The sequence below is a fragment of the Providencia sp. AGC89 genome (assembly GCF_053543535.1).
This window is the reverse complement of sequence record NZ_JBIXLP010000071.1, coordinates 49,394-71,277: the sequence shown is the minus strand read 5'-3', so window position 1 is coordinate 71,277 and position 21,884 is coordinate 49,394. Positions and strand designations below refer to the sequence as shown.

Below are 21,884 nucleotides of genomic sequence, written 5' to 3'. Positions count from 1 at the left end.
GAGTTAGCTATGACACTCTCATCAAAAGAACAAATATTGATTTACACCACGCCAACTTGCCCTGACTGTCAACAACTTAAGGATTGGTTAGCTAAAGAACAGCTCTCTTTTGAAGAACGAGACCTTACCGACCCCAAAATTATGGCTGAAGCTAAAGCTCGAACAGGTGTACGTGTTGCTCCCATTATCATCATTGGGGAACATATTTTTTACGGTACTTTTTCATCGCAAAAACCAAACATATTAGCAGCACTCAAACTACCTAAAGAAAATAGCTAGGTATTTTATTTCTAAAATACCTATTCTATTGAGGAGATAAGATTATGAATATCGGTCAAGCCGCTAAACTTTCTGGCATCTCAGCAAAAATGATCCGCTATTATGAGCAGACTGGGTTAATCCCTAAAGCAAAACGGACTAATGCAGGGTATCGCTATTATAGTCAAACAGATATTGATAGCCTAAACCTCATTCGTCGCGCCCGAGCCCTAGGTTTCCCGACTGAACAGATTTCAGTTCTACTATGCTTATGGCGCAATAGAGAACGTGCTAGTGCTGATGTTAAAAATATGGCACTTACTCATCTTCATGAATTAAAAAGAAAAATTAATGATCTACAAAGTATCGCAAATACTCTCGAAGTACTGACAAAACATTGCCACGGTAATAGTGATCCTGACTGCCCTATCATTGAAAACTTAGTGAATCCAGCCGAATACCTTGAAACTCCAGTCACTAAAAAAGGACAACTCGCAAATTATTCAGTAAAAAACTGATTGACCTTCCAATAGGGTAAAGCTGTATATTTATCAAAATGTTAATAATAGGAGTTAGAAAATGATTAACCTTACAATACCTAAAATGGCTTGTGGTGGCTGCGCTAAATCAATTACCAAAATTGTGTTAGATATTGATGCTAATGCACAGGTAGAAACGGACCCAACGACAAAAAAAGTGCTAATTACCAGCCATATAGATGAAAGTATTTTCCGTACAGCGCTCAGCACCGCGGGATACCCGGCAGATCCTAAATAATTTAGTAGGGAGTAATAGCTAATATATTTCAGACTGCAGACAAACATATTTTGTTTGGCGAAAAATCGAATAGGTTATTGAATATTAGTCAATCTTCAAGGGCATGAATAACAAACGCCTTGTTGAAATAACCTTTTGTACATCCAGTTCAACTATTTTATTTTAAAATGCCTGCTTTTGGTCATTTTTCAAAGGCAGGCTCATTATCACAGTCTTAGATGTTAGAATTAATGAACGCGATCTTCGGGCTCGATATCATCACCGTCTTCGTCATCATATTCTGCATCTGGGTCTTCAAAATAAGTGCCCCAACCATCATAGTTGACACCCATTTTTTCCGCCAGCTTCATTAGCTGTTCAACTTGTGCGTCAATAAGTTCTGCGTTTAATGCGCTTTCGCTGATCACATCGCAACACATCAACGTTTCACCTGTTTCAATTTCTAACTCTTCCGCATCCGTCACTTCATAACCTAGCTTGAATGCTTCAACTGCTGCTTTTTCTAATAACGCAAAGTTGTCCGCAGAGAAATGATGCTCAATTGCATACAATGCATCAGGATCGCTACCATCTTCTAACAGTTCCTCGATAATTAACCGAGTTTCTTCATACTGCGCATCGAGTTCAGCTTTATCTACCATATCCACACCCCTTGTTCCATTATCGCTAGTCTCGCCCCATTCTCCCATAGGGTTGACAGTGAAACCATACATTTAAAAATAATTTCTTTTTCACTTGGGGTTGATTTTGAATTTTTATGGATATAAATTGAATATTAATTCAACATAAAAAGGCCGTAATTTATGAACCCCTTATATAGCAAGCATTTTTTAAGGCTACTTGATTTTACATCTAGCGAAATTCATTCACTGTTAAAACTCTCAGCTTGGTTAAAATCAGAAAAAAAAGCCGGTACAGAACACCCTCTCCTCGCAGGTAAAAACTTTGCACTCATTTTTGAAAAAGACTCTACTCGCACACGTTGCGCATTCGAAGTTGGTGCGTTCGACCAAGGCGCTAGAGTGACCTATTTAGGGCCTTCGGGTAGCCAAATCGGTCATAAAGAAACCATGAAAGATACCGCACGGGTGCTAGGGCGGATGTACGACGGCATTCAATATCGGGGATTTGCTCAATCAACCGTAGAAGTATTAGCCGCGCACTCGGGAGTGCCTGTATGGAATGGATTAACCAACGAATTCCATCCCACACAGTTATTAGCCGATCTGCTGACCATTCAAGAACACCGACCAAATACGCCATTCTCAGAAATTAAATTTGCCTATTTAGGCGATGCACGCAATAACATGGGCAACTCGATGTTAGAAGCTGCGGCTCTCACAGGTTTAGATTTGCGTTTAGTCGCCCCGAAAAGCTGCTGGCCGGAAGAAGAGCTGGTCAATGCTTGCCAAGAGATAGCGAAAAAAACAGGTGCAAAAATTACGCTCACTGAAGATGTGGCTGAAGGCGTTAAAGGAGCTGACTTTATCTATACTGATGTTTGGGTCTCGATGGGAGAAGCCAAAGAGGCTTGGGCACAGCGTATTAATTTATTAAAGCCGTACCAAGTGAATATGGATGTGATTAAGCTTACAGGCAACCCGAATGTGAAGTTCCTGCACTGCTTACCCGCTTTCCATAATGAAGATACCACGCTTGGGGCTCAGCTAGCGAAAGAGTTCAATATGTATGGTGGGCTAGAAGTCACGGAAGAAGTCTTTGAATCCCCTTATAGTATCGTCTTTGACCAAGCAGAAAACCGCTTACATACTATCAAAGCCGTAATGGTCGCAACATTAGCCCCTGAACTACCGGTAAATATCTTCTAAGATTGGCAATCACCATCGGCACGAATATCATGCCGATGGTGCCATAATCAAGCGTTAAGGGCGCTCACCTTTTGCTAAACGCTGATTAATGGAATCGATAACTGAAGGTAAATCGTTTAAAGTATCAATAACATAATGAGCTCCTGCGGCAAAAAGTTTATCAGCCGCCTGCTGTTTCAGTTGGCTAACTGCCTCTTCTGGCATACTTTGGTACTCCTCCCATGTTTTGCCAAATTCATTACCTGAAACAGACAACCCAACACTCCACATTCCTGCATTGCGGCCTTCTTCAATACCGGGCACTGCGTCATCAACTTTTATACAGGAAAATACTGCTTCTACGCCTAGTTCAATCACATTTTGCAATGCCATCCAAGGCCCCGGACGCCCTCCCGCTGGGATATCATCACTTGCGACCCAGTAATCAGGGTGATAACCGAGTTTTTGTGCTGCAGGTACTAATTTCTCCATTACTGCGCGAGGGTAACCAGAACAAGAACCAATTTTAATATTTTGCTGGCGTAAAGTAGTGATTGTGTCGGAAACTCCAGCTATTGGTGCTGCAAAGTCGACAACTTTGGCAATCTGCAATGGCATAAATGCCGCATAGATTGTATCGATATCTTCACTGGTCATTGAGCGCCCAAATTTCACCTTCCATAAAGTGTCAATTTCAGGTAATTTCCCAAGTGCTTCAATATGTTGCCACTTACCTAACCCCATAGGAATACGGGCTTGTGCTAAGGTGATCTCAATATCAAACACACGCTTAAATGCTTCAATAAAAATTTGTGTGGGGGCAAAAGATCCAAAATCCACCGTAGTACCTGCCCAATCCAGAATAACAGCCTGAATGCGGTTCATAATTCTTCCTTATTGTTTCCAGTAAATGGCTTTTTCTATCGCTAACAATAATGCGTCAATATCTGTTTCATACACTTCGCCAATGTTTCCAATACGGAAACAATCACTCTGTGACACCTTACCTGGGTAAATAACAAAACCTTGCGATTTTAATCGCTGATAGAACTCTTTAAATTGGTAATTAACTGAACTTGGTGAGTAAAATGCGGTGATAATCGGTGAATGGTTGCTATCATCTAATAATGTTTTAAATCCGAGAGCTCGCATACCTGCGACTAGTTTTCGCTGATTTTGCCGATAACGTTGGAAACGAGCGGTAACCCCCCCTTCAGCTTCAAGCTCTTTAAGAGCCTGAGCAAAGGCTAATACCGTATGCGTTGGTGAGGTAAAACGCCATTTACCATGGAAATCCTCCATACAACGCCACTGGGCATACAAATCTAGAGATAATGAACGAGAGCGCCCCTTACAATTTTCAAGTGCTTCAGTGCGTGCTATCACAAATGCAAAGCCCGGTACTCCTTGAATACATTTGTTTGCCGAACTTATCAAGAAATCAATATTTAGTTGCCCAATATCCATTGGGATACCGCCAAAGCTACTCATGGCATCAACGATATAGCGTTTTTGATACTGCTTCGCTAGCGCGGCGACTTGCTCTATCGGGTTTAAAATCCCCGTTGTCGTTTCACAATGTACCATCGCAATGTGTGTGATCTGGCTATCTTGTTGTAGTAATTGTTCTATCCATTCAATATCTGGCTTTACCACCTCACCACAATCATAGAGATGATGTGTAATCCCTAAACGCTGTGCCATTTCAGCCATCCGTGCGCCGTATGCACCATTACTGATAATCAATAATTTATCTTCTGGGTGTATCGCACTTCCTAAAACCGCTTCCACCGCATAGCTGCCACTGCCCTGTAATAATACCGATGAGTAGCCTGACTGCGCCGTTGATAGGGCAACTAGCTGTTGGCGGACCTTTTGTACTACCTCTAAGTTATAGTCGTCATCCCATGTACAACTATCAAATAACATGGCCTGCTTCACCGTTTTAGAGGTAGTTAGCGGACCCGGTGTTAACAGCAAATAATTTTTGGTTGTCATTCAATTCACCTATTGGTCTATACCAGATTTCTATTATAATGGTCTTAGGGAGATCAAAAGGTCAAAGGAAAAGTGCCCGTGCAACAAAAAATTCATATAACTATGTATAATGTGGAAGAAATAATCAGCGGAAATAACAATGAAATTATCAACGGATGAAATGCCTCAGTACCTGCTAATTAAGGCTCAATTACAAAAAAGAATTCAGAATGGGGAACTAAAAAGTGGCGATAAGCTCCCTTCTGAGCGCGAGCTTTGTGCTATTTTTGGTACCACGAGGGTCACTATCCGTGAAAGTTTGGCGCAATTAGAATCAAGCGGCGCAATTTATCGTTCTGAACGCCGTGGCTGGTTTGTCACTCCTGAACGCCTTTGGTTAGACCCAACACAAAATACTAATTTTCATAAACTTTGCCTTGAGCAAAACCGCCAGCCTAAAACGACCTTGTTAGATGGCCGAGTTGTCACTGTCCCCCTTGACGCCATGAGTCCGTTGCAGCTCCAACCTTTCGAGCAAATATACTTACTCACACGCCTACGCTTTGCCGATGAAAGGCCTGTTTGTTATTGTGAAAATCATTGCCTACCAGCCCGAGTCCCCGAGTTACTACGCCATGATCTCAATGGCAGTTTAACCGAGGTATATGAAACCCATTTCGGGTTGATATATACCAGTATGCACTTGTCATTCTACCCAACAGCCATGCCTCCTCAAGCCGCTTATGCACTCGGGGTCGCGGTGGGTCGTCCCGCATTACTACTGCAGCGTTTGAACTATGATCAATACGGAAGAGTTCTAGATTACGATGTGGAATATTGGCGTCATGACAGCCTGAGAATTGAAGTCGATACATTGTAAAACCAACATCAGTAAAATATTTTCACTATTTAGCTCTGTTTCATCTTTTTGTCATATAAACCCGTTAGCGTAAAAGAATCTGGTATATACCAGAGTGCATTTTACCTTAACAGGAGAAGACAATGAAACAAACTCACTTAGCCTGCCTATTGATGGCAACCTTTTGTTCAACAGCAGTATTTGCCGATAATGTTGTCACGGTTTACTCAGCTGATGGCCTACATGACGGTAATAATAGTTGGTATAAAAACCAATTTGCAGCTTTCACCAAACAAACAGGCATCAAAGTGCAATATGTTGAAAGTGGCTCTGGTGCAATAGTTGAACGCTTAGCGAAAGAACGTACCAACCCACAAGCCGATGTGCTAATCACTGTTCCTCCGTTTATCCAACGCGCCGCTAAAACTCAACTGTTAGCAAAATTTACTCCAGAGGCTGCGGCCAGTATTCCAACTTCAAATCACTATTACACGCCATTGGTCAATAATTATTTAACCTTTATCTATAATGCTAAGTTACTAAAATCACCACCAGAAAATTGGGCTTCTCTTCTCGACCCGCGTTTTAAAAATAAGCTGCAATACTCTACGCCAGGGCAAGCCGGTGACGGTACGGCTGTCATGCTGCAAGTTTTTCATAGTTTTAATGGCAAAGATGCAGGGTTTGATTACCTCGGTAAATTACAAGCTAATAACGTAGGCCCATCCGCCTCTACCGGTAAACTGACCGCACTAGTTAACAAAGGTGAGCTTTATATTGCCAATGGCGATTTACAAATGAATTTATCCCAAATGGCGCGCAACCCAAATGTACAAATTTTCTGGCCAAAAGATGATAATGGGGAGCGTAGTGCGCTCGTTTTGCCTTATGTTGTTGGCCTAGTACAAAACGGGCCTGAAACAGAAAATGGCAAAAAATTAATTAACTTTTTGTTAGATAAACAATCACAAAGCCGTGTGAGTGAGTTGTCATGGGGAATGCCTGTTCGTTCCGATATCACGCCTTCCGATGAACAATACCGTACAGCTGTGAAAATGCTTGAAGGTGTTAAAACATGGCAACCAAATTGGGATGAAGTCGAAGTTTCACTTTCCAGCGATATTTCACGTTGGCAAAAAGTCACTGATGGTGAGTAATTTGTGATGCTAATGAAACGTAAACTCACTGCCGCAATGCAGCAAACAGAACACTCAGGGATCACACTAGAGTCCTTGCGTGTTTCCTATCATAACAATGTCGTGCTTAAGCCGTTAAGCCTAACCATTGACCCCGGAGAAATATTAGTACTAATTGGCCCATCAGGGTCAGGAAAAACCACTGTATTGCGTGCTATTGCAGGGTTTGCTCAACCCGATAGTGGAAGGATATTATTAGGTGATACCGATATCACTCATCTCCCTCCCTATCAACGCGGGCTTGGGATGGTGGTACAAAACTATGCACTCTTTCCTCATATGAAGGTGGAGGATAACGTAGCGTTTGGATTACGCGCCCAGAAACAACCTAAAGTCTTGATCAATGAACGGGTCACCGAGGCTTTGAAGATTGTTGGGATGACAGATTATGCGACTCGCTACCCTCATCAATTATCGGGAGGGCAACAACAGCGGGTGGCGATTGCTAGAGCGATTGCGGTACGTCCTCGCGTTTTATTACTCGATGAACCTCTCTCTGCGCTTGATGCACAGATTCGCCATAATATGGTAGAAGAAATTGCACGCTTACACCGTGAACTACCTGAATTAACTATTCTTTATGTCACCCACGACCAAACAGAAGCCCTCGCCCTAGGCGACAAAATTGGTATCATGAAGGAGGGCTATCTCGTCGCCCATGGTGAAAAGAATGCCTTATATCACCGCCCACCAAACCGTTTTTCCGCTGAGTTTTTAGGCCGTGCCAATATTTTAAATGCTACCGCCCTCGGTTTTTCAGCCAACCCAGCAATTGTCAATGTGAGCTGTAGTGGTACATTACTGGAAGCTTATACCCCCGGTATGCGAGCAAGCACACATAAATGGGTATGCATCCGCCCACAACATATTACGCTAACGCCAAGAAACGAAACGAGCAATCAATTGCAGGCTGTTTTACGATCAATTCGCTGGCAGGGGGACTTGACTCATTTAGTCTGTGATGTTGCGGGCGAAACAGTCAGTGTTGCGGTAACGCACTTAGCTTCACAGCCCAAAGTAGGCGATAAACTCACCTTATGGTTTTCGCCTACTGATACCGTATTGATTGAGGAATGACATGTCATATATCAGTGTGCCAAAACGGTCAAGTATCTCTCTAAAACCCATTTATTGGATAATACCGCCATTGCTGGTGTTAGCCACACTCTTTTTCTATCCGTTATTGTTAATCGCCCAACAAGCACTACAAAATGAAACTGGTGTCTGGGGGCTAGATGCACTCTGGCAACTAATTGAATCTAAACGTTTCATTAATGGTCTATGGAACACCCTGCAAATCGCGTTTTTTGCTACCTTAGGCTGCCTTATCGTAGGGAGCATACTTTCCCTGATATTAGTGTTTATCCCCTTTCCTGGTAGCCGTTTTATTACCCAAGTTATTGATACATTTATTGCATTACCCACCTTTTTGATTACTCTCGCGTTTACTTTTATTTATGGTTCCGCTGGGCTACTAAATGGCACGTTAATGGCATTATTTGATTTCGAACTACCGCCAGTTGATTTCCTATATTCTATCAATGGGGTCATTTTAGCCGAGATCACCGTATTCACGCCGTTAATTATGCGCCCATTGATGGCTGCTCTACGGCAAATAGATAAAAGCCAATTAGAAGCTGCGAGTATTTTAGGTGCGCACCCCGCTCGTGTTATTGCTCAAGTGATTTTTCCAGCCGCACTTCCCGCCTTACTTGCTGGCGGCAGTCTTTGCTTACTATTAACCACCAATGAGTTTGGGATCGTTTTATTTATCGGCGCAAAAGGCGTGAATACCTTACCTATGATGGTGTACAGCAAAGCCATACTAGAGTCTGATTATGCGGTTGCCTGTATGATTGCTTTAGTAAACATCTTACTTTCTCTCGGGTTATTTTTTCTCTATAGAATGGCTACAACTCGCCTCGGAGTAAGGAATTAACTATGTTGATTTGGTCTAAACAAGGTCGAGCCGTCGCAACCTTGATTGCTATTAGCTTGTTTTCATTATTATTTTTGCTACCGTTAGTGATGATTTTAATGTCGAGTTTCAGCCAGCAATGGAATGGTATCTTGCCTTCAGGGTTTACATTTGAGCATTTTGTCAATGCATTCAGTGGCCCAGCTTGGGATGCTATTCTTTCTAGTTTAATTATTGGGTTTTGTGCCAGCCTATTTGCCCTATTTTGTGGGCTTTGGGCCGCATTGGCACTCAGACGACAGAACGGGAAATGGCAAAAACTACTCGGTATCGCATTTTACTTACCAAGCGCAATACCTTCAGTCTCTATTGGTCTTGGTATCCTTGTTGCATTTAGCCAAGGATATCTACAAATGAACGGGACATTTTGGATTGTATTCAGTGCCCACTTTGTATTAATTTCAGCTTTCACATTTAGCAATGTTTCTACTGGGCTAACCCGCATTTCCCCTGATATTGAAAATGTCGCCTTTAGTTTAGGTGCTTCACCTTGGTATCGACTATGTCACGTCACTCTACCACTCTTGATGCCTTGGATGATCTCAGCATTAGCATTAAGCCTGTCCCTATCTTTAGGGGAGTTAGGCGCAACGATGATGTTATATCCCCCCGGTTGGGCCACCCTGCCCGTCTCAATTTTTAGCTTAACCGACCGTGGTAATATCGCAGATGGCTCAGCACTGACCATTGTACTGGTCGCCATCACCTTATTATTAATGTTCAAGCTAGAAAAAATAGCGACTAAGTTAAGTCAAAAATAAGAGTAACCCCCAATAAAAGCTCGCAATGAGCTTTTATTCATTTTTCAATATTTTGATATTACCAAAATTATAATTATATATTCAGTTCATCATTTAAATTAACATTAATAACAAATTCATTAACATTAAAATGGTTATTAACCAAAAAATACAAATGCAATATTAAATATAATACTTAAGTAAACAAACATAGTTATTAAAGTATAAATTATTTATATCAAAATATTACCTAAGCATTTACTCTTAAAATAATTAAACACATAAACCACTACAGTTTAAAAAGAGTCTTTTAATGGGATTTATTTTTTAAAACAAAATTAAATGTTTATTTAAATATCGTCTATTTAATATTTTTAATAACTTCATTAAAATAAAATACTTCTCAAAATCAATAAAAGGATTTTTATTATGCACTTGCTAAAAAAAAGTGGTTTAGCGCTATTACTGTGTGTTTCTTTACCTGCGTTATCAGCTGTTCAAAATATGCCAATTAATATTAAAGGCACCTTCTCAAATGTCACCCAACCTTGTAATGATGCAAAGCTTGAAAACAGAACAGATTTTGGTGCGATCAATACACTAGAAAAAGTCGGCGATGAAACTGCATTCCATAGTTCTGGCTATTTAAGCTTCACATGCCAATTCCCTGCTAATGCTAAACTCACTTTTGTCGCAAATAACGCACCAAATTCACCTGAAACATTTAAAACATCAAGTGATGCATTCGGTGTAAAATTAAAATATAACAATATTATAGTTAAACCTGGTCAAAGTGATGACTTTAAAGTGGTAAAAGGTGGGAACAGTATTTCATTTTCTACCAGCCTAACCCGTTTAACCGCTAATGGTCCCAATGACTTTGGTAATCATACCTTTGACATTACGGCTAACTTAGCAATTACCTATCAGTAATATTTATTACTCCTCTATATGATTGTGGCTGGGTTAATTCATTACTCAGCCACGTAATAATAATTTATATGAAAATAGATAAAATGCATGATTTATCATTTGAGAAACATTATGAATTCCGTTATTTTTTTAAAGTTTTCATCTCTTTTGGGCTACTCCTTAGCGCTATTTCTATTTCACAAGCGGCAACGCAAAATGTACCTATCCATATTAGTGGCTCATTTTCAATGACACCCACTATATGTCATATTTCTGACAACACAGTCGCAAGCCATCGCTCATTATCTGTTAGCCATAGTAATCGTATAGGCGAAGAAACCGCACCACATAAAATCGCACTCAATATTGACTGTAATGCTACCGTCAACGCGAAGCTATCGTTTAACGCAGCACCGGCCGCCAATTCAAATACACTATTTCAAACTTCAAGTCATGCGTTTGGTGTGAAATTAAGTTGGCAAGGAGCACCTATTCTCCCGAATAAAAGCGTTGATATTACGATGATAAAAAATCAAAAAAGTTATTATATCGATGCCACTATAATCAGGGTTGCGCCTAATGGTACCGGCGACTACGGTGAGCACTCATTTAACATTGCAGGGAACTTAGCGGTAGATTACCCGTAATACAAAAACAATAACTACAATCAGTAACTCCACCCTCATCTCGCTGATTTTTCCGCTTTTATTCAGTAGGCGAGTTTTCGCTCTAAATGCAAAAATTAAAAAAATTTATTTTTCTTTATGCAAACGCTTGCGTCAAAGAATGAGATGCGTATAATGCGCCACAATTTGCCGGGAGAAACTATGAACGCTGCTGCTGTATTTTTTACAGAGAACACCTCCAACACACTGCCTTCAGGCGGTTTGGACAGCCTGTTTTTCCCCTTCGTATTTCCAAGAAAGCCCCTCAATTGAGGGGCTTTTTTTTGGCCTATAGACCTAACATGTCTTGCTGACACAGGAGAACAACAATGCCGAACCCTTTATACCAACGCGATATCATTTCAATTAATGATTTAGATCGTTCAGACCTTGAACTCGTACTCAACGTCGCCGCTTCACTGAAAAAACAGCCACAACCTGAACTTCTAAAACATAAAGTCATCGCAAGTTGTTTTTTTGAGGCTTCAACGCGGACACGTTTATCATTTGAAACCGCTATTCACCGCTTAGGCGCTTCGGTTGTTGGTTTTTCTGACAGTACCAATACATCATTAGGCAAGAAAGGCGAAACGCTGGCAGATACCATTTCGGTGATTAGCCAATATGTTGATGCAATTGTAATGCGCCACCCACAGGAAGGGGCATCTCGACTAGCCAGCCAGTTTGCAGGCCATATCCCTGTCATCAATGCAGGGGATGGCTCGAATCAACATCCTACTCAAACCTTACTCGACCTGTTCACTATTCAAGAAACACAAGGTAGGTTAGAAAATCTACAAGTCGCCATGGTTGGTGACCTCAAATATGGCAGAACAGTGCATTCTCTGACCCAAGCGTTATCAAAATTTGAAGGCAACCACTTCTATTTTATTGCACCTGAAGCTCTGTCTATGCCAAATCATATTTTGCATATATTAGAAGAGAAAGGCGCAACTTATAGCCTGCATAATAATATTGATGAGGTCATGCCAGAGCTCGATATTCTGTACATGACACGCGTACAAAAAGAGCGTCTGGACCCATCAGAATACGCCAATGTTAAAGCCCAATTTATTCTTCATGCTGCTGATTTACATTGTGCGAAACCGAACTTAAAAGTATTACACCCTCTGCCACGAATCGATGAGATCACTGTCGATGTCGATAGCACACCTTACGCTTACTATTTCCAACAAGCTGGCAATGGGATTTATGCACGACAAGCATTGTTATCACTGGTTTTAAATAAAGAATTAGCTATCTGAGGAGGAAATCACCATGACACACGACCATAAATTACAAGTTGAAGCGATCAGCCACGGCACCGTTATCGACCATATTCCTGCTCAAATTGGTTTCAAGCTCCTGAAATTATTTAAACTGACAAAAACCGATGAGCGTATCACTATTGGCTTAAACCTGCCTTCTAGCAATCTGGGCAAAAAAGATATTATTAAAATTGAAAATACCTTTTTAACTCCAGAACAAGCTAACCAATTAGCAATGTATGCCCCTGAAGCCACTGTCAATCGTATTGAAGACTACCAAGTGGTGGAAAAATTAGAACTCACCTTGCCTGACTATATCGATAACGTACTGATTTGCCCAAACAGTAACTGTATTAGCCATAATGAGCCGGTATCCAGCAGTTTTCGTGTGAAAAAAATCGACAAAGAAGTGGCTCTGACTTGCCAGTTTTGCGAAAAAGAATTCGATAGAGACGCTGTGATCAATAACCAATAGGATATTTCAGCGTAGACTGCGGTGTTGTTCAGGCGTGATCCATGTTTATAATAGCGCCTGATGACCCATACAGTTATACTCAAATTATATTCAAATCCGCACATATAGCCGCAGGTTGAAATAACATGAGTATCTTCTCTTTACGTGATGAAACGGAGTAATTATGTCATTCGAAATCAATACAGAAAATGCACCAGCAGCGATCGGTCCTTACGTTCAAGGCGTAGATTTGGGCAGTATAGTGATGACATCAGGCCAAATTCCTGTTGACCCTAAAACAGGTGAAGTCCCGGAAGATATTGCCGCACAAACACGTCAATCCCTAGCTAACGTCAAAGCTATTTTAGAAAAAGCGGGCTTAAGTGCAGCTAATATCGTGAAAACAACGGTGTTTGTAAAAGATTTAAATGACTTTGCGACAGTGAATGCCACCTATGAAGAATTTTTCAAACAACACAATGCGCCATTCCCTGCTCGTTCTTGCGTCGAGGTAGCCCGCCTACCTAAAGATGTCAAAATTGAAATCGAAGCTATTGCTGTTCGTAAGTAACCGCTAATTTGCTTTAAACACCCCATCATCTTTATATGGGGTGTTATTTTGATAATACCGATACAGCTTATCCTTTCTTAAGTCTAGCGAACAAAACTATAATTTAAGTTAAATTAGCACTCCCTGATGATAAGTATTTATTTTTAACTTCCCCGCTTTTGATATTCATACAATTAATTTTTTTCCTTGTTTTGGATCAAACTTATTGCTGCTAAAAAAAAGCAATATCCTACATATTGTGCTTTAATTATATCAATTGGCACAATATGTAGTATTTATTCACATTTTATCCACAGACGAGTCGTAATAATCAAGATCAAAAATACTTTGATTAACGCTGTGGATAACTTAGCAAGGAGAATAACAGTGGGAACGGTTGTGATTAAAAGAGATGGTTGTCAGGTCAACTTTGACCTTCCACGAATTCAGGAAGCCGTTAAACGTGCTGCTGCCGCAGTAAATGTTAAGGATGACGATTACTGTCTTCAAGTTGCAACTATAGTTAAAGAGCAACTTTGCAGCCGAAACCAAGTGGATATTGCCGAGATCCAAGACGCCGTAGAAAACCAATTGATGGCTGGGCCGTATAAGGACTTAGCACGCGCTTATATTGAATATCGCCACGATAGGGACAGCGAACGCGAAAAACGTAGCCAGCTGACTCATGATATTCGAGGCCTTATAGAACAAAGCAACGTCTCGTTACTCAATGAAAACGCAAATAAAGACAGTAAAGTCATCCCAACTCAGCGTGATTTACTCGCAGGGATCGTCGCAAAGCACTATGCTAAACAACATATTTTACCTCGTGATGTCGTGATTGCCCATGAAAAAGGCGAAATCCACTATCACGACCTCGACTATGCCCCTTTCTTCCCAATGTTTAACTGTATGTTAATTGACCTTGAAGGCATGTTAACTAACGGCTTTAAAATGGGAAATGCCGAAATAGAACCCCCGAAATCTATTTCTACCGCAACAGCAGTAACAGCACAAATCATTGCACAAGTTGCGAGTCATATTTATGGCGGTACAACAATTAACCGTATTGACGAAATTTTAGCGCCATATGTCGCAATCAGCTACGAAAAACACCTAAAAGTCGCCAAAGAATGGGGAATTGCAGACGCAGAAGGCTATGCCCAAAGCCGTACCGATAAAGAATGTTATGACGCCTTCCAATCATTAGAATATGAAGTTAACACACTACACACCGCGAATGGCCAAACCCCATTTGTCACCTTTGGTTTTGGTCTTGGCACATCAAAAGAAGCCCGATTAATTCAGCAATCTATCCTCAGAAATCGTATTGCAGGGTTAGGTAAAAACCGTAAAACAGCCGTTTTCCCTAAACTCGTATTTGCGATTAAAGATGGCTTAAATCATAAGCTAAGTGACCCTAATTACGATATCAAACAACTCGCTTTAGAATGCGCCAGTAAGCGCATGTACCCCGACATTCTTAATTACGATCGTGTTGTTGATGTCACTGGCTCATTTAAAACACCAATGGGTTGTCGCAGTTTTCTGGGTATATATGAAGAAAATGGGCAACAAATTCATGATGGACGCAACAATTTAGGGGTTATCAGCCTCAACTTGCCTCGTATTGCTATCGAAGCACAAGGCAGTGAAGATGCATTTTGGGCATTACTGGATGAACGCCTCGCTATCGCGAAAAAAGCCTTAATGACTCGTATTGCCCGCTTAGAAACAGTGAAAGCCCGCGTTGCCCCAATCCTCTATATGGAAGGTGCTTGTGGTGTAAGGTTAAAAGCTGATGATAATGTTGCTGAAATATTTAAGCATGGACGAGCATCAATTTCCTTAGGTTACATTGGGTTACATGAAACAATCAATGCACTCTTTGGTTCAGAAACGCATGTGTATGACAGCGAAAAACTGCGCGAAAAAGCAGTGGCTATCGTCAACCGCTTACGCCAAGCTACTGATGAATGGAAAGTTCAAACAGGCTACGGTTTCAGCTTATACAGCACACCAAGTGAAAACCTGTGTGACCGTTTTTGCCGTATCGACACTGCTGAATTTGGGGTTATTGCTGGTGTCACAGATAAAGGCTACTACACCAACAGCTTCCACTTAGATGTTGAAAAACAAGTCAACCCATACGACAAAATTGACTTTGAAGCCCCTTACCCTGCTCTCGCGAATGGCGGTTTTATCTGTTACGGCGAATACCCGAACTTACAACATAATGTTAGGGCGCTGGAAGATGTGTGGGACTATAGCTATCAGCACGTCCCTTATTATGGAACCAACACACCAATAGATGAATGCTATGAATGCGGCTTCTCTGGTGAGTTTTCCTGTACCAGTAAAGGGTTTACTTGCCCTGCTTGCGGAAACCATGACACCAACCGAGTTTCTGTTATTCGCCGAGTTTGCGGTTATTTAGGTAGCCCAGATGCTAGGCCCTTCAATGCGGGGAAACAAGAAGAGGTGAAACGTCGTATTAAGCATCTAGGTAATGGTCAATTAGGTTAATATGATGAATTACCACCAATATTACCCCGTTGATGTTGTTAATGGTCCAGGTACCCGCTGTACACTGTTTGTTTCTGGCTGTGTGCATCAGTGCCGCGGTTGCTATAACCAAAGCACATGGCGGGTGGATTCCGGCGTACCATTCACCCAAGAAATGGAAGATCAAATCATTCAAGATTTGCAAGACACGCGTATTCGTCGGCAGGGCTTGTCCCTGTCCGGTGGAGACCCGCTACATCCCGCCAATTTGCCAGCGATACTCAAGCTAGTGAAGCGAGTAAAAACAGTCTGCCCAGATAAAGACATTTGGGTATGGACGGGATACAAATTGAATGAGCTTACCCTTGAGCAACAAAAGGTGGTCAGTTTTGTGAATACCTTGATTGACGGTAAGTTTGAGCAAAATTTGCACGACCCACGTTTAATTTGGCGTGGCAGCGCAAATCAGGTGATCCACCATTTGCGCTAAGCTTCTCGGGTCCAATGTAATTTTGTACCAAATCCCAATTTATTATCCACCATTTTGACATTGTCTAAGTGAAGCTGCCAAATAGGCAGTTTCGCTGTCAATGCCACAGGAAAACGACGGCAGTACTCTGTTCTAGCTAGTTGTTCTGGTTTACTTTCCAACCTTGCTATTTTGCCGATAAATTGAATACCTTGTATCTGATTGACCGTTTTCGATTGTGTCGAAATCGTCCCAGCGACTTGTGGGTTAGCTACCATCAATTGTCCATGCTTCGAACTGGCATCAGTCATTAAAATCAACGACATAGTTTTCGCATCAAATGCATAATAACAACTGGCAGGCCAGATATCATTGTGATGATGAGCAAATAAGGAAAAAACGTGTTGGCGGGCGATATAGCGCTGGATGTGTTGTAAGGTTTGTTCAGGGGTCATAGCGGTTTCCATATAAACCCGTTCAGAACAAGCTCTTGGAGATAACCCCGTGAGCTTGCTAAAATGTTCTGAACGTAGGCATAAATTCGCTATTACTATAGCCTAAGTAATTAGAAAATGGTTCTAATTAACTTGGCTTTTTAGGCTATCTCACCTAAGTCTTTACTCTAAATAATTCAAGTTGTAGCTAGGCGGCAAGTAAACGAGGCGCTAGAGGCATACATAAGTATGTGACTAGTGCGAATAAACACGGCCAACAACGCTACGGCTCGAAGTATGACGAGTAAATTTATTTATAGATAGCTGCTGTACCACTCATTGAATTCTCACCGCCAGCAGAAATGACACGGAATGAGGTCGCACCAGCTTCATCAGCTTTTTTGGCTAATTGTGCGGTAAGGTCATTTACGCTCACAGCACCTGTTACAGATACATAACCTGCAGCCGGTTGGCTAGAATGTTGAACTTCATCAGCTGCCATTGAACCAAATGAAACAGCACCTAAAGCTAAAGCAGCAGCGAATAATGTTGATTTTTTCATGGTATGTTCCTTTTAACAAACTTGATTTTTAGTTGGGATTTTTACTGTCCCTCTGTGATATGGATCATATTATGCGCTTTAACTCAGAATGAAAATTAGCTAATTTTGCTATAGTTATTCAAATTATTTGAATCAAAACCTAACTTGAGGTTACGGATTTGTGACAGTTTTATATCATTTTTCATTTAAAATTTAATATGTTATAAACATCTTTCTTAACGAATATATTCGTTGTTAACCTATTGTTTTATCTCAACACGCCAGCACAAAATGATAAAAAACACATCAAAAAAAAGCGAAGATCAGCAAAGTAATTGGTATCTTTACTTGGTAAGAGAGAAAAATAATGCCTTGTATTGTGGTATCACGACAGATGTGCAACGCCGTTTTGAACAACATAAAGCGGGTACAGGCGCAAAAGCATTGAAAGGGAAAACGCCACTTATATTAGCTTTCTCGTGTTTTGTCGGTTCACGATCAACTGCCTCACAAGTGGAATATCAAATTAAGAAGTTGAATAAAAAGGTAAAAGAAAGGCTGGTCATTGACCAGCCTGATAATCTCATTGATTACTTAGCTAACTATAAATTACTGAAGTGTGAAGAATAAGTCACTAGGCCTTGATGAGCCCCTATTTCGCCATTTTCGAGCCCACATATCAGGAAATGGGGTTGTTGTTCAGGCCATTGGCAATTCACTCCTTGTTTTGAGGCTGGTTCAAAACCAAAACGTGAATAGTAACGCTCATCCCCTAAAACGACGACAGCACCATAACCAAATTCATTCAGGCTATCTAACCCTTCATAAACCAATTTTTCACCAATGCCTTGGCCTTGGTGAGCTTTACTAACCGCTAAAGGAGCTAACCCAACCCATTGTACGTCTTCACCATTGACATCAACAGGTGTAAAGCCTACATAACCAATGACTTCGCCGTTGTCATTGGTCGCAACAACACCAAGCGTTAATAAGCCGTCTTCTCGCAAGTGCTGAACAAGGTTAGCTTCCGCTTCTGTTGGAAAAGTTTCACGCAATAGCTTATCAATTCCCATTGCATCGACTGGGATTTCAACTCGAATTAACATGAAGTTAACGCAGGCGATTTGTGCTCTACGTCCTCGCTATCATGAACCGTTTTAATCACCTCAGCCAATTGCAGTAAAGCAAAACGCAGCGGAGCCGGCATATTTTCCAATTCAAAAGCATCCATTAAGTTTTTAACGTATAAACCTAATTCGGTGTCCCCTTCAATCACCAAGCGACGTTGGAAAAATAAAGTATCGGGATCTTCTTTACGTGCCGCTATCAAAATAAGGTCGTTTGCATTACCACTAACGCTGACATCAGCTTGTGCGTTCTGTTTAACGGCTAATTGGCCATCTTGCAAACTGATAAACCACACCAATGATAAGTCACGAACTTCAACTTTTAGCCATTTATCCTCGAGAAAATCGAGTTCCCCTTCTTTGACTGACTCACGAAATTGCCAACTTAGTAGCTGTTCAAGCACATGGCGTTGCACAGCAAATGGGGTCACTTTTAAAGGTAATTTCAAAAATGAAGGACCTTTTGTGATGAGTTGAGAACGAATTTTACCTAGCACAGTACTGACTCCCGTCTTAATTGTCTGCCCGTTTTCGGGTAACTACTCAACAACAGTAGCAGCTCGAATTATTTAGGGTAACATATTGTATATTCAATTAGTTAAACAAAATATTTGTAGTTAATAACCCCAATTACTGAGATCATCAATACACTATTTAGCTCACGATGAGTTATCTTGCCAAAAAAACACCTTATTGGTCTGATCCTATATCAATTTTTGCCCATGTCACCCATATTTATTTTTAACAAAATGGATAGTTTCTATTGGTGGCTTTTACCACAAATCATGATCAATAAATAACCAAAAATGACTTAATATCCAGATTTATGAAACGGGTCTCATTTTATTCTTTAGTGCCCTAACTCACAAAAAAGTCACTCACTAATTCAGTCACCCACAGCCTTAATTAACGAATACTGATATCCATTAACAATTTCTCTGCTCTAAATCAAAATCTATAACAGTTCCCTTGACTAGAATGTCCGTTGTTAAATTTTATACAGGGATAGGCCAATGGAATTACTCTGCCCAGCAGGGAATTTGCCTGCGTTGAAAGCCGCTGTCGATAACGGCGCAGATGCTGTTTATATTGGGTTAAAAAACGATACCAATGCGCGCCACTTCGCAGGGCTCAATTTCACTGAAAAAAAGCTGCATGAAGCAGAGCGCTACATTCATAACCATAATCGCAAATTGCATATTGCGATTAACACATTTGCACACCCTACCGGTTATGAACGTTGGCAAAACTCCGTCGATCTTGCTGCGGATTTAGGTGCTGATGCGTTAATCTTAGCCGATATCGCGATGTTAGAGTATGCAGCAAACAAGTACCCGCATATCGAAAGACACGTATCGGTTCAGGCTTCAGCCACCAATACAGAAGCGATCCGCTTCTATCAGCGAAACTTTCAAGTACATCGTGTTGTCCTTCCACGCGTTTTATCTATTCATCAAGTAAAACAACTCGCTAGAAATAGCCCTGTGCCGCTTGAAGTGTTTGCTTTTGGTAGTTTATGCATCATGGCTGAAGGCCGTTGTTATTTATCTTCCTACTTAACGGGCGAATCACCAAACACCGTAGGCGCTTGCTCACCAGCTCGTTTTGTTCGTTGGCAGCAAACAGAAAATGGTATGGAGTCTCGCCTGAATGACGTCTTAATCGACCGCTACCAAGAACATGAAAATGCAGGCTACCCTACTTTGTGTAAGGGGCGTTACCTTGTCGATGGTCAAAAATACCACGTCCTAGAAGAACCAACTAGCCTCAACACGATTGAACTGTTACCAGAACTCATGGCCGCTAGTATTGCTTCGGTTAAGATTGAAGGCCGCCAGCGCAGCCCTGCTTATGTCACGGAGGTAACACGGATTTGGCGCCAAGCGATTGACCGTTACAAAGCCAACCCTGATAACTTCACCACCGACCCTAAATGGCTAAAAGTATTAGGTGGGCTTTCAGAAGGCAGCCAGACGACTTTGGGTGCTTATCATCGCAAGTGGCAGTAATTGAAAAGGTAAATATTATGCAGTACTCATTAGGATCGGTTCTTTATTACTGGCCAAAACACACATTAAGTGAATTTTATCAGTGCGCAATCGAAAGTGAAGCCGATATTATCTACCTTGGAGAAACGGTTTGCAGTAAGCGCCGAGAAATGAAACCCAATGATTGGATAGAGCTCGCCCAACAACTGGCCAAGAGCGGCAAACAAATTGTTCTGAGTACCCTTGCCCTTCTTCAAGCCCCTTCCGAACTTAAAGAAATCAGCAAGTTAGTTGATAATGGTGAGTTTCTCGTTGAAGCCCATGATTTTGGTGTGGTCAACATGTTAGTCGAAAGAAACCTTCCTTTTGTCGCTGGGCACGGATTAAATTGCTATAACGCACAAACTTTAAATATTTTATTACGCCAAGGTATGACGCGCTGGTGTATGCCTGTAGAGCTATCTCGTGATTGGCTAATTAATTTGCTCAATCAATGTGATGATATTGGTATCCACGGTAAATTTGAGGTGGAAGTGATGAGCTACGGTCATTTACCTCTGGCCTACTCTGCCCGCTGTTTTACGGCTCGTTCAGAAAATCGGCAAAAAGACGAATGTGAGACTTGCTGTATTAACTACCCCCAAGGGCGCAAGGTTCTTTCTCAAGAACAGCAGCAAGTATTTACCTTAAATGGTATTCAAACACTCAGTGGCGCTTGCTATAACCTCGGCAATGACCTGTATTCAATGCATGACCTTGTGGATATTGTGCGCATTTCACCTGAAGGCATTGAGACCCTTGAGGTAATCAAGCAGTTTAAAGCCAATGAAAATGGGGAGATCCCGTTGAATATTATCAACCAAAATTGCAATGGTTACTGGCGACAAATTGCAGGGTTGTCGATGGTGCCTTAAGCCTATTACCCACCTCATAACCGCCTATCCTCAGTGTAATGCAAATGCAAATGCATTGCACAATGCATTTGCATTACACTGAGGATAGACTGGAAATTTTTGAAGTAAATAAAATGATTGATATAAACCCAAGCACTGTTTCTTTACGTGCAAAATCCCGCCTTACCGAACGCAGTCAAACAACTATCCCTGCGGCCATACATGATGCTTTACACTTACAACCTGGTGAAATAATTGAATATTCGCTATTAGCAGATGGTAATGTCATTATTTCTAGGCAAACAAACGCCCATGAGGACCCTATAGTTTCTCAATTTCCTAGAAAAAGATATGAAAGAAAATCCACGATACATTTATCCTGTGCCTGTAGCATTATGGAATAAGGTCAATGAGCTTACTGCGGATATCGACATTGATTTAGATGCACCACTTACTGATAGTTAATCATGGAGTCACAGGGAATG

At 41.2% G+C, this 21,884-nt stretch carries 26 protein-coding genes and 1 pseudogene; 20 read left to right on the top strand and 7 right to left on the bottom strand.

The features are described from left to right. The first annotated feature begins 9 nt into the window (after positions 1-9). From ACIPUA_RS16105 to ACIPUA_RS16095, 3 genes are all read left to right on the top strand, one after another. The gene (locus tag ACIPUA_RS16105) at positions 10-279 is read left to right on the top strand and encodes a glutaredoxin family protein (RefSeq protein ID WP_042845694.1); all 270 of its coding nucleotides are present in this window, start codon (positions 10-12) and stop codon (positions 277-279) included. Between the two features lie 44 nt (positions 280-323). Continuing rightward, positions 324-776, top strand: coding sequence for a Cu(I)-responsive transcriptional regulator (gene cueR, locus ACIPUA_RS16100; protein ID WP_449059865.1), 453 nt, complete (start codon positions 324-326; stop codon positions 774-776). Positions 777-837: 61 nt separating this feature from the next. Beyond that, a complete protein-coding gene (locus ACIPUA_RS16095) occupies positions 838-1,035 on the top strand; it encodes a heavy-metal-associated domain-containing protein (protein ID WP_034782721.1) in 198 nt (65 codons plus the stop codon). Positions 1,036-1,262: 227 nt separating this feature from the next. Here ACIPUA_RS16095 and rraB read toward each other — a convergent pair whose 3' ends face one another. Continuing rightward, a complete protein-coding gene (gene rraB, locus ACIPUA_RS16090; protein ID WP_042845698.1) occupies positions 1,263-1,676 on the bottom strand; it encodes a ribonuclease E inhibitor RraB in 414 nt (137 codons plus the stop codon). A 162-nt stretch (positions 1,677-1,838) separates the two neighbouring features. Here rraB and argF point away from each other — a divergent pair, with 162 nt between their 5' ends. Continuing rightward, on the top strand, positions 1,839-2,864 hold the full coding sequence (argF, locus tag ACIPUA_RS16085; protein WP_048605881.1) for an ornithine carbamoyltransferase: 1,026 nt from the start codon (positions 1,839-1,841) through the stop codon (positions 2,862-2,864). Between the two features lie 54 nt (positions 2,865-2,918). On the opposite strand, the gene phnX is transcribed toward argF, so the two are convergent. Beyond that, positions 2,919-3,728: a phosphonoacetaldehyde hydrolase gene (gene phnX, locus ACIPUA_RS16080; RefSeq protein WP_042845701.1), complete on the bottom strand. Its 810-nt coding sequence runs from the start codon at positions 3,726-3,728 to the stop codon at positions 2,919-2,921. 9 nt (positions 3,729-3,737) lie between these two features. Then, a complete protein-coding gene (gene phnW / locus ACIPUA_RS16075; protein ID WP_042845703.1) occupies positions 3,738-4,841 on the bottom strand; it encodes a 2-aminoethylphosphonate--pyruvate transaminase in 1,104 nt (367 codons plus the stop codon). Positions 4,842-4,980: 139 nt separating this feature from the next. Between phnW and phnR the strand changes: the two genes are divergently transcribed. The 12 genes from phnR to nrdG all read left to right on the top strand — a co-directional run bounded on the left by phnR (position 4,981) and on the right by nrdG (position 16,437). Further along, positions 4,981-5,700, top strand: a complete 720-nt coding sequence (gene phnR / locus ACIPUA_RS16070) for a phosphonate utilization transcriptional regulator PhnR (protein WP_042845704.1) — start codon at positions 4,981-4,983, stop codon at positions 5,698-5,700. A 122-nt stretch (positions 5,701-5,822) separates the two neighbouring features. Next, positions 5,823-6,836, top strand: coding sequence for a 2-aminoethylphosphonate ABC transporter substrate-binding protein (gene phnS / locus ACIPUA_RS16065; RefSeq protein ID WP_042845706.1), 1,014 nt, complete (start codon positions 5,823-5,825; stop codon positions 6,834-6,836). A 6-nt stretch (positions 6,837-6,842) separates the two neighbouring features. Beyond that, complete coding sequence (phnT, locus tag ACIPUA_RS16060) at positions 6,843-7,952, top strand: 2-aminoethylphosphonate ABC transport system ATP-binding subunit PhnT (protein WP_129466675.1); 1,110 nt, start codon at positions 6,843-6,845, stop codon at positions 7,950-7,952. Between the two features lies 1 nt (position 7,953). Beyond that, positions 7,954-8,814, top strand: coding sequence for a 2-aminoethylphosphonate ABC transporter permease subunit (phnU, locus tag ACIPUA_RS16055; protein ID WP_042845711.1), 861 nt, complete (start codon positions 7,954-7,956; stop codon positions 8,812-8,814). Positions 8,815-8,816: 2 nt separating this feature from the next. Next, positions 8,817-9,614, top strand: coding sequence for a 2-aminoethylphosphonate ABC transport system, membrane component PhnV (gene phnV / locus ACIPUA_RS16050; protein WP_272692473.1), 798 nt, complete (start codon positions 8,817-8,819; stop codon positions 9,612-9,614). 408 nt (positions 9,615-10,022) lie between these two features. After that, the gene (locus tag ACIPUA_RS16045; RefSeq protein ID WP_042845714.1) at positions 10,023-10,526 is read left to right on the top strand and encodes a fimbrial protein; all 504 of its coding nucleotides are present in this window, start codon (positions 10,023-10,025) and stop codon (positions 10,524-10,526) included. 83 nt (positions 10,527-10,609) lie between these two features. Continuing rightward, the gene (locus ACIPUA_RS16040) at positions 10,610-11,152 is read left to right on the top strand and encodes a fimbrial protein (protein WP_187549537.1); all 543 of its coding nucleotides are present in this window, start codon (positions 10,610-10,612) and stop codon (positions 11,150-11,152) included. Between the two features lie 347 nt (positions 11,153-11,499). Next, positions 11,500-12,435 (top strand): aspartate carbamoyltransferase, encoded by a 936-nt coding sequence (pyrB, locus tag ACIPUA_RS16035; protein WP_042845716.1) that lies wholly within the window; start codon positions 11,500-11,502, stop codon positions 12,433-12,435. A gap of 13 nt (positions 12,436-12,448) precedes the next feature. Further along, a complete protein-coding gene (gene pyrI / locus ACIPUA_RS16030; protein ID WP_042845717.1) occupies positions 12,449-12,913 on the top strand; it encodes an aspartate carbamoyltransferase regulatory subunit in 465 nt (154 codons plus the stop codon). Between the two features lie 163 nt (positions 12,914-13,076). Continuing rightward, complete coding sequence (gene ridA, locus ACIPUA_RS16025; protein WP_042845718.1) at positions 13,077-13,463, top strand: 2-iminobutanoate/2-iminopropanoate deaminase; 387 nt, start codon at positions 13,077-13,079, stop codon at positions 13,461-13,463. Positions 13,464-13,829: 366 nt separating this feature from the next. Further along, positions 13,830-15,968 (top strand): anaerobic ribonucleoside-triphosphate reductase, encoded by a 2,139-nt coding sequence (gene nrdD / locus ACIPUA_RS16020; RefSeq protein WP_042845719.1) that lies wholly within the window; start codon positions 13,830-13,832, stop codon positions 15,966-15,968. Between the two features lie 4 nt (positions 15,969-15,972). Beyond that, positions 15,973-16,437, top strand: coding sequence for an anaerobic ribonucleoside-triphosphate reductase-activating protein (gene nrdG / locus ACIPUA_RS16015; protein ID WP_042845954.1), 465 nt, complete (start codon positions 15,973-15,975; stop codon positions 16,435-16,437). Here nrdG and ACIPUA_RS16010 read toward each other — a convergent pair. Both ACIPUA_RS16010 and ACIPUA_RS16005 read right to left on the bottom strand, forming a co-directional pair. Further along, entirely contained in the window at positions 16,434-16,883 is a 450-nt protein-coding gene (locus tag ACIPUA_RS16010; RefSeq protein ID WP_181468820.1) for a YhbP family protein, read from the bottom strand. The two genes, nrdG and ACIPUA_RS16010, sit on opposite strands and share 4 nt — an antisense overlap. A gap of 277 nt (positions 16,884-17,160) precedes the next feature. Then, the gene (locus ACIPUA_RS16005; RefSeq protein WP_042845722.1) at positions 17,161-17,412 is read right to left on the bottom strand and encodes a YdgH/BhsA/McbA family protein; all 252 of its coding nucleotides are present in this window, start codon (positions 17,410-17,412) and stop codon (positions 17,161-17,163) included. A gap of 270 nt (positions 17,413-17,682) precedes the next feature. Between ACIPUA_RS16005 and ACIPUA_RS16000 the strand changes: the two genes are divergently transcribed. Continuing rightward, positions 17,683-18,021, top strand: coding sequence for a GIY-YIG nuclease family protein (locus ACIPUA_RS16000; protein ID WP_048605870.1), 339 nt, complete (start codon positions 17,683-17,685; stop codon positions 18,019-18,021). On the opposite strand, the gene ACIPUA_RS15995 is transcribed toward ACIPUA_RS16000, so the two are convergent. Both ACIPUA_RS15995 and ubiT read right to left on the bottom strand, forming a co-directional pair. Continuing rightward, the gene (locus ACIPUA_RS15995; RefSeq protein ID WP_048605868.1) at positions 17,994-18,497 is read right to left on the bottom strand and encodes a GNAT family N-acetyltransferase; all 504 of its coding nucleotides are present in this window, start codon (positions 18,495-18,497) and stop codon (positions 17,994-17,996) included. The two genes, ACIPUA_RS16000 and ACIPUA_RS15995, sit on opposite strands and share 28 nt — an antisense overlap. Beyond that, on the bottom strand, positions 18,491-19,015 hold the full coding sequence (gene ubiT / locus ACIPUA_RS15990; RefSeq protein WP_042845726.1) for a ubiquinone anaerobic biosynthesis accessory factor UbiT: 525 nt from the start codon (positions 19,013-19,015) through the stop codon (positions 18,491-18,493). Before ubiT ends, ACIPUA_RS15995 begins: the two co-directional genes overlap by 7 nt. 516 nt (positions 19,016-19,531) lie before the next feature. Between ubiT and ubiU the strand changes: the two genes are divergently transcribed. From ubiU to ACIPUA_RS15975, 3 genes and pseudogenes are all read left to right on the top strand, one after another. Continuing rightward, positions 19,532-20,527, top strand: coding sequence for a ubiquinone anaerobic biosynthesis protein UbiU (gene ubiU / locus ACIPUA_RS15985; RefSeq protein WP_042845728.1), 996 nt, complete (start codon positions 19,532-19,534; stop codon positions 20,525-20,527). A gap of 17 nt (positions 20,528-20,544) precedes the next feature. Further along, positions 20,545-21,420 carry a U32 family peptidase gene (locus tag ACIPUA_RS15980; RefSeq protein WP_042845730.1) on the top strand — a complete coding sequence of 292 codons (876 nt, stop codon included), beginning with the start codon at positions 20,545-20,547 and terminating at the stop codon, positions 21,418-21,420. Between the two features lie 38 nt (positions 21,421-21,458). After that, positions 21,459-21,864 (top strand): annotated as a pseudogene (locus ACIPUA_RS15975) (type II toxin-antitoxin system PrlF family antitoxin). The last annotated feature ends 20 nt before the right edge of the window (positions 21,865-21,884 follow it).